Origin of the sequence: Dietzia maris, assembly GCF_014144855.1 — a bacterium.
Classification (GTDB): domain Bacteria; phylum Actinomycetota; class Actinomycetes; order Mycobacteriales; family Mycobacteriaceae; genus Dietzia; species Dietzia kunjamensis.
Genome location: NZ_JAALDN010000172.1, coordinates 1 through 3787 on the forward strand (window position 1 = coordinate 1; position 3787 = coordinate 3787).

The 3787-nt window shown below is 71.9% G+C and carries 4 protein-coding genes and 1 pseudogene; 1 reads left to right on the forward strand and 4 read right to left on the reverse strand.

The features are described from left to right. The 4 genes from G6024_RS06350 to G6024_RS06365 form a co-directional block, all read right to left on the reverse strand. A partial coding sequence (locus tag G6024_RS06350; RefSeq protein ID WP_159148315.1) for a molybdate ABC transporter substrate-binding protein occupies positions 1-590 on the reverse strand: 590 nt, incomplete at its 3' end. A gap of 3 nt (positions 591-593) precedes the next feature. Next, complete coding sequence (locus G6024_RS06355) at positions 594-857, reverse strand: MoaD/ThiS family protein (protein ID WP_227022118.1); 264 nt, start codon at positions 855-857, stop codon at positions 594-596. A gap of 31 nt (positions 858-888) precedes the next feature. After that, entirely contained in the window at positions 889-1944 is a 1056-nt protein-coding gene (gene moaA / locus G6024_RS06360) for a GTP 3',8-cyclase MoaA (RefSeq protein WP_069389177.1), read from the reverse strand. Between the two features lie 71 nt (positions 1945-2015). Continuing rightward, positions 2016-3428, reverse strand: coding sequence for a uracil-xanthine permease family protein (locus G6024_RS06365; RefSeq protein WP_235027783.1), 1413 nt, complete (start codon positions 3426-3428; stop codon positions 2016-2018). A 76-nt stretch (positions 3429-3504) separates the two neighbouring features. Between G6024_RS06365 and G6024_RS06370 the strand changes: the two are divergent. Next, positions 3505-3787: pseudogene (locus tag G6024_RS06370) on the forward strand (gephyrin-like molybdotransferase Glp); the annotation flags it as partial.

The window sequence follows — 3787 nt, forward strand, 5'->3', positions numbered from 1 at the left end:
GACGCGGCGACATCGGTGCGGTAGACGATGCCCACGTCGAGTTCATGGTCCGCCAGGCGGGCCGCGAGCGCGCGCGAACTCGGATCACGGGGGACCCCCGGCGGGGTGGCCACGCCCGCCACGGCCAACAGCGACTCCGCCGCGCGACCGCAGGGGACGTCCAGCTCGCACAGCCCCACCCGCAGGTCGGGCCGTTCCAGGTCGCGGAGGCCGGTGACCTGGCGCGGGTTGCCGGACGGGACCGCGACGACGACGTGGTTGCGCGCGAACACCACCGGTTCGACCGCCACTCCCGTATCGACGAGCCACTGCATGGAGCCCTCGTCCGCGGAGGCGAACACGTTGATGTCGTCGCGGGCGGGCATCCCCTCGGCGATCGTGTCGGAGCGGCCCAGTTCCAGGCTCACCCGGACCCCGGGGTGCTCGTCCTCGAAGACGTCGATCATCTCGGTGAACGCCTCGGACAGGGACGGCGAGGCGGCGACCCCGAGGGTCATGACGGGGGAGTCGGGCTCCGGCTCGGCGCACGCGACGGTTCCCGAGCACGCCAGGGCGAGAGCGAACGCGCTGACAGCCCGGCCCCGGTTCACCGATCAGCCTCCGGCGAAGGGAGGCAGCACGTCCACCTCGGAGACACCGTCGATCGAGGCGTGGGGGTCACGGGTCGTCTCCTCACCCACGAGGAACGACGACACGGTCACGATGCTGGCCAGCGGCTCACCGTGTCGCTCGCAGACCTCCCGCGCCAACTCCCCGACGGTCGTGGCCTGTGTGTGCAGCCGTTCGCGGGCGGTACCCGCGGCGTCCTCGGCGGCCGCGTAGTACCCCACGGTGATCACTCTCGGTGTCCTGCTCACGACGTCAACCCTATCCTCCGGCACTGACACGTCAACCACCTATGGCGCCCATCGACCGCCGCGGCCTGTGGAAGGCGGTGCCGCCGATGCCGTGGCCTGCCTGCTTGCCCCACATCGCGCCGCGCCAGACCTCGGCGACCTCGTGGTCCGGGGCGCCCGATCTCAGCACCCCGAGGACGTCCGTCTCGTCGTCGCTGAACAGACACGACCGCACGGTCCCCTCGGCGGTGAGGCGGGTCCGGTCGCAGGCGGCGCAGAAGTTGCGGGTGACGGTCGCGATCACCCCGACCGTTGCGGGAGCATCTCCCACGGCGCGTCCGGCGACCCGCCACATCTCGGCCGGCGCGGACGGGTCCTCGCGCCCGGCGGGAACGAGGTCGAAGCGGGTGCCGAGGGAGTCCAGCACGTCCTGCGCGGTCACCATCTCCGCGCGCGACCACGTGTTGTCGGCGTCGAGCGGCATCTCCTCGATGAACCGTAGTTGCACCCCCTCCGCCAGGGCCCATTCCAGCAGGTCGGGCGCTCCGTGCAGGGTCGCCCGCAGGGGCACCGCGTTGACCTTCACCGGGTCCAGGCCGGCCTCGACCGCGGCCCGCACTCCCCGCAGGACGGACGGCAGCCGGTCCCTGCGGGTGAGTTGGGCGAACTCGAGGCGGTTGACGGTGTCCAGGGAGATGTTGATCCGGTCCAGACCGGCCTCGACCAGCGCGCCGACCCGGTGTTCGAGCCCCACGCCGTTGGAGGTCATCGCGATCGGCAGGTCGGGGCACTCGGCCCGCGTGCCGGCGATGATGTGCTCGAGGTCGGCCCGCATAAGGGGTTCTCCCCCGGTGAAGCGGACCTCGTGCACGCCCAGCTCGCGGTGCGCCAGGGCGACCAGCCGGATCACCTCGTCAGCGGTCATCCGCGCGGCGTCCGGGATGGGCGGCAGTCCTTCCTCGGGCATGCAGTACGTGCAGCGCAGCGAGCACTTCTCGGTCAGCGAGACGCGGAGGTCGCGGGCGACGCGGCCGAAGGAGTCGACGAGCAGCGGGGTGGCGGGGCGCGTGGAGGGGCTGCGGGTGTCCGGTTCGGTCACGGCGCCCACCTCCCTCCGCGGTCGCGTGGCTCCGAGTGTAGGGGGCACCGTCCGGCGGCGTGCGACCCCCGTCCGGTCACCTATCCGCTGTGTCCCCGTCCGCGGCGCGCCCCTGGCGGGGCGGGGACGTCCGGGTTCGGACCCAGGAGCGTGAGCTCGTGGATCTCGTCGCGCTCGGCCTGGCCCCGCAGCTGCGGCGCGATCGCCCGCCCCAGGTGGTAGCCCAGGACCACCACGAGGGTGCCCAGCGCGATGCCACCAAGCTGGAAGTCGCCGGTGATAACCAGGGTGGTGTCCCCGATCGCGATCACCACACCCGCCGCCACCGGCACCAGGTTGAGCGGGTTGCCGAAGTCGACCCGGTTCTCCTTCCAGATCTTGGCGCCGAGCAGGCCGATCATGCCGTAGAGCACCACCGTGATGCCGCCGAGCACGCCGCCCGGGGTCGCGGAGATCACGGCCCCCAGCTTGGGGGAACACCCCAGCACGATCGCGGTCAGCGCGGCCACCACGTAGGCGGCCGTCGAGTACACCTTGGTCGCGGCCATCACGCCGATGTTCTCGGCGTACGTCGTCGTCGCCGATCCACCGAACGAGGTCGCCAGCACGGTTCCCGCGCCGTCCGCGGCGAGGGCCCGGCCCATCAGGCCGTCGGTCTCGGTGCGGGTGATCTCGCCGATCGCCTTGACGTGCCCGGCGTTCTCGGCGATGAGCGCGATGACGCCCGGCACCACGAGCAGTACGAACGCCAGCGAGAAGTCGGGCGCGTGGATACCCACCACGCCGGCGGCCTCGTCGGTCATCGGCGGCAGCCCGATCCACGGCGCGTCCCACACTCCCGACCAGTCCACGCGCGGGCTCTCGGGCCCGGTGACCAGGTCGAGCACCCAGGACAGGACGTAGCCGAAGACCAGGGACAGGAAGATCGCGATCCGCCCGGCGAAGCCCTTGAGTCCCACGGTCATCCCGATCAGCACGATCATCACCGCCAGCGCGACCCACTGGTCCTGCGGCCAGTACGTCTCCGCCACCACCGGCGCCAGGTTGAAGCCGAGCAGCATCACCACGGCGCCGGTCACCACCGGCGGCAGGATCGCGGTGACCACGCGGCCGCCCACGACGTGCACGATCAGGCCCACCACCAGCAGCGTCGCGCCGGCGACGAGCATGGCGCCGGTCACCTCGGCGCTGGTGCCGCCCTGCGCGCGGATGGCGGCGACCGCGCCGACGAATGCCACCGAGGTGCCGAGGTAGCTGGGGACCTGCCCCTTGACCACCGCGAGGAACAGGAGGGTGCACACGCCGGAGAAGAGGATCGCCAGCTGCGGGTTGAGCCCCATGATGATGGGGAAGACGAATGTCGCGCCGAACATCGACACCACGTGCTGGGCGCCGATCCCGATGGTCCGCGGCCAGCTCAACCGCTCCATGGGGGCGACAACCTCGCCGGGTCTGATGTTCTTGCCGTCGCCGTGTACCGACCAGAGACCCACTTCTTCCCCACTCTCGCTGCGTCCGGCCGCACTCGCGCGGACCGTAGGCACAGTACAACGCGGTTACGGTGGTTACATGACCTCCCTGCCCGACAGGCCGAGCCGCCCGTCCCCCGCCGAGTACCGCGAGCTCCTGCGTGCGCACCTGGAGCCGGTCCTCGAGCGGGCCGCCCGCAGTACGCACCTGCCGCTCGCGGCGTGCGCGGACTCGGTGCTCTCGGCGGCGTTGCGGGCGTCGGTCGACCTGCCGCTGTTCGTCAACTCGCAGATGGACGGGTACGCGGTGCGCTCCGCTGACGTGGCCGGGGCGGGACCCGACTCGCCGGCGCGGCTGACGGTGGTCGGGGCGGTGCACGCCG